The organism is Xenophilus sp. (genome assembly GCF_044462705.1).
GTDB lineage: Bacteria > Pseudomonadota > Gammaproteobacteria > Burkholderiales > Burkholderiaceae_C > Xenophilus > Xenophilus azovorans.
Genome location: NZ_JBIQNC010000175.1, coordinates 6562 through 10346, shown reverse-complemented (window position 1 = coordinate 10346; position 3785 = coordinate 6562). Strand labels below are relative to the sequence as shown.

Annotated in this window: 5 protein-coding genes; 1 reads left to right on the top strand and 4 read right to left on the bottom strand. The window is 71.5% G+C overall.

Annotation, left to right across the window (positions count from 1 at the left end):
* From ACIY1X_RS20650 to ACIY1X_RS20635, 4 genes are all read right to left on the bottom strand, one after another.
* The coding region (locus tag ACIY1X_RS20650) for an arsenic resistance protein (protein WP_399684194.1) at nucleotides 1-934 on the bottom strand (934 nt) is incomplete at its 3' end.
* The gene (locus ACIY1X_RS20645; protein WP_399684191.1) at nucleotides 931-1779 is read right to left on the bottom strand and encodes a fumarylacetoacetate hydrolase family protein; all 849 of its coding nucleotides are present in this window, start codon (nucleotides 1777-1779) and stop codon (nucleotides 931-933) included. The genes ACIY1X_RS20650 and ACIY1X_RS20645, both read right to left, overlap by 4 nt.
* 32 nt (nucleotides 1780-1811) lie before the next feature.
* Nucleotides 1812-2558, bottom strand: coding sequence for an SDR family NAD(P)-dependent oxidoreductase (locus ACIY1X_RS20640; RefSeq protein ID WP_399684188.1), 747 nt, complete (start codon nucleotides 2556-2558; stop codon nucleotides 1812-1814).
* A complete protein-coding gene (locus tag ACIY1X_RS20635; protein ID WP_399684185.1) occupies nucleotides 2555-3289 on the bottom strand; it encodes an SDR family oxidoreductase in 735 nt (244 codons plus the stop codon). The genes ACIY1X_RS20640 and ACIY1X_RS20635 overlap by 4 nt, the downstream gene beginning before the upstream one ends.
* Nucleotides 3290-3423: 134 nt before the next feature.
* Here ACIY1X_RS20635 and ACIY1X_RS20630 point away from each other — a divergent pair.
* The coding region (locus ACIY1X_RS20630) for a FadR/GntR family transcriptional regulator (protein WP_399684183.1) at nucleotides 3424-3785 on the top strand (362 nt) is incomplete at its 3' end.

The following is a 3785-nucleotide window of genomic DNA, read 5'->3' as shown; positions in this document are numbered from 1 at the left end:
CCAGCTCGCAGGCGAGTTCCACGAGCGTCTGCGTCACGATGACCGCCGGAACGACCGGCATCGCGCCGGGCACCGCCAGGCCCAGCGGCAGCACGACCAGCGAGTTGCGCGTCGCCATGCTGAAGGCGGCCGCGCGGGACTGTCCGGCGGAAAGACGCGCCGCCCGGCCGAGCGCCCACCCCAGGAGCGGCGCGGCGATGCCGAAGGCCACGTAGATCGGTGCCACGGCCCACACGGCCTGGGTCGCCTGCCCCAGTTGCGGCACGACGGAAGCGACCACGACGAACAGGACCGCGGCGGTGGCGGGCACGGGAAGCAGCCCCAGACGCCCGGCCACGCGCCTGCCCGCGGCGTGCCGCCCGGCCCAGGCCTGGCACAGGCCCGCCAGCACCAGCGGCACGACGATCAGCCACGCGAAGGCATGCAGGAACGGTCCGGCGTGGACCAGGCCCGTAGCCTGCCCGCCCAGGAACAGGCCGAGGTAGAGGGGCAGCGCCAGCATCTGGCAGGCCAGCAGCACCGGCGTCGCGGCGAGCAGCGATCGGGCGTCCGCCCGCCCCAGGTGCGCGAAGGTGACCACGTAGTCGATGCACGGGGTCAAAAGGACCAGCAGCACGCCCACGCGCACCAGCGGGTCGGGCGGCAGCCAGGGCAGCAGCACGGCCACGAAGACCGGCACCACCAGGAAGTTGCCGGCGAGCAGGACGAGCACGAACCGGATGCCGGTCAGCGCCTGCCGCAACTCGGTCAGCGGCACCTGCAGGAAGGTCGCGAACAGCATGAGCGCCAGCAGGGGCTCGATCGCGGCCGACAGGGCGGCGGCCGAGGGCCACAGCCAGCCCAGGACGGCCGCCGCCGCCACGGCGGCGAAGTAGATCCGCACCTGGCGCGCCTCCAGCGCGGCGCGCACGTCGGCCGCAGGGCCTGCGCTCACAGCTTGAAGGCCACCACCTCCTGCCGCTGCTCGCCCAGCCCCTCGATGCCCAGCGCCATCACGTCGCCCTTCTTCAGGAACACGGGCGGCTTCATGCCCATGCCCACGCCGGGCGGCGTGCCGGTGGTGATGATGTCGCCGGGCTCCAGCGTGTTGAGCTGGCTCACGTAGCTCACCAGGCGGGCGACGTTGAAGATCATGGTCTTCGTGTTGCCGGTCTGCATGCGCTGGCCGTTCAGGTCCAGCCACATCGCGAGCTTCTGCGGGTTGGGCACCTCGTCGCGCGTGACCAGCCAGGGGCCGACCGGGCCGAAGGTGTCGAAGCCCTTGCCCTTGTCCCAGGTCAGGCCGTGCTCGAGCTGCCATTCGCGCTCGCTCACGTCGTTGACCACGCAGTAGCCGGCGACATGCCTGAGCGCGTCCTTCTGCGTCACGCAGCGCGCGCGCGTGCCGATGACCACGCCCAGCTCCACCTCCCAGTCGCCCTTGGCCGAACCCTTGGGCAGCATCACAGGATCGTTGGGGCCCTGCAGGCAGCTCACCGCCTTGGTGAAGACCACCGGCTCGGCCGGGATCGGCATGCCCGACTCGGCGGCGTGGTCCGCGTAGTTCAGGCCGATGGCGATGAACTTGCGCGTGCCGGCCACCGGGCAGCCGTAGCGCGGCTTGCCCTTGACCAGCGGCAGCTTCGCCTCCTTGACCTTGGCGATCTTCGCCAGCGCGGCGTCGCCGAGCTGCGCGGGGCCGATGTCGGGCACCACCGCGCTCAGGTCGCGCAGCAGGCCCTGGCTGTCGATGAGGCCGGGCTTTTCCTTGCCGGGCTTGCCGTAGCGCACGAGCTTCATGGGAGGTCTTTCCTTTCTTGTTGCGAATCGAATCAGTAGGTGGAGCGGCCGCCGGAGAGGTCGAACACGGCGCCGGTGGAGAACGAACACTCGTCGGTGCAAAGCCAACCCACCAGCGCGGCGACTTCCTCGACGGTACCAAAGCGGCCCATCGGAATCTTCGACAGCATGAAGCCGATGTGCCCGGGCGTCATCTGGTCGAAGATGGCCGTCTTCACCGCGGCCGGCGCCACGCAGTTGACGCGGATGCCGGTGGCCGCCAGTTCCTTGCCGAGCGACTTGGTCAGCGCGATCACCGCCGCCTTGCTCGCACTGTAGGCGCTGGCGTTGGGATTGCCTTCCTTGCCCGCCACCGAGGCGATGTTGACGATGCGCCCGTCGCCGCGCTCGCGCATGTGCGGCACCACCTCGCGGCAGCACAGGAACAGCCCGGTGACGTTGACCTCCATCACCTCGCGCCAGGCGTCCGCCGGGTAGTCCCACACAGTGGCGTTGGGGCCGGTGATGCCGGCGCTGTTGACCAGCGCGTCGATGCGGCCGGCGCGCGCCAGCGTGGACTGCACGGCCTCGGCGACGGCGGCCTGCCGCGTCACGTCCACGCCGAGGGCAGCGGCCTGCGGACCCAGGTCACGCGCAGCCTGCGCGGCGGCGGTCTCGTCGCGGTCCCACAGCGTGACACTGCCGCCCGATGCGATCAGCCGCTGCGCGATGCCGTAGCCCAGCCCCGAGGCGCCGCCGGTCACCACCGCGTGGCGGCCGCGGAAGTCGAGCTGGTTCATATGGTGATGCCGCCGTCGACGCTGAAGGCCTGGCCGGTGGCGAAGACCGACTCGTCGCTGGCGAGGAAGACGACCACCGGCGCGATCTCCTCGGCCTGCGCCAGCCGGCCCATGGGCTGGCGGGCGACGAAGGCGCGGCGCGCGGCCTCCGGGTCGGCGTTGGCGGCGATGCGCTCGCCCAGCGAGGGCGTGTCGACCGTGCCGGGGCACACCGCGTTGCACCGGATGCCCTGCGCCACATAGTCGGCCGCCACGCTCTTGGTCAGGCCCAGCACCGCGGCCTTGGTGGTGCCGTAGACGAAGCGGTTGGGCAGCCCCTTGATGCTGGAGCACACGCTGGCCATGTTGATGATGCTGCCGCGCCCGGCCTTCAGCATGGCCGGCAGCGCCGCCTGGATGGCCCACATCTGCGCGCGCACGTTCAGCCGGAAGGCGAAGTCCAGCTCGTCGTCGGTGGCCTGCAGGGCGGTGCCGTTGTGCACCACGCCGGCGCAGTTGAACAGCACGTCCAGTGCCGGCAGCCCGCCGATCAGCGCGTCGATGGCCGCCTTGTCCAGCACGTCCAGCCGCGCCGTGCGCACGTTGGCCACGCCGGCGTAGGCCTGCAGCAGCGACTCGTTCACGTCGGTCGCCCAGACCTGCGCGCCTTCGGCCGCCATGGCCAGCGCGCTCGCGCGGCCGATGCCCTGCCCGGCGGCCGTGACCAGCGCCGTCTTGCCCTCGAGTCTCATCCTCTTCGTCTCCTTGCTTGGCGGCGCCCGCCGTTCGGGTTAGGCCGGATTCCGCAACCGGTTTCAGAGGCCGTATTCTGGAATTGGCCTGACCACTTGTCCACTTCAGGACAACCCTGCCTCCCTTTCCCCACGTGCCCATCCAGTCCGTCGAACCCCAGCGCCTGTACCGCCAGATCGCGGAGCAGTTGCGCGCGCTGATCGCCCAAGGCGAGTTCGCCGCGGGCACGCGCCTGCCCGCCGAACGCGACCTGGCGCGCCAGCTCGGCGTGAGCCGGCCCTCGGTGCGCGAGGCGCTGATCGCGCTGGAGGTGGAAGGCTGGGTCGAGGTGCGCACCGGCTCGGGCGTGTACGTGCTGGAGCGGACGCGCCGCACCAGCCAGCCGGCGGCGGCCGCCAACGAGTGGGGGCCGCTGGAGCTGATCCGCGCACGCCGCGTGGTGGAGGGCGAGACCGCCGCCATCGCCGCGCAGCAGCGCAAGCGCGCGCACGTCGA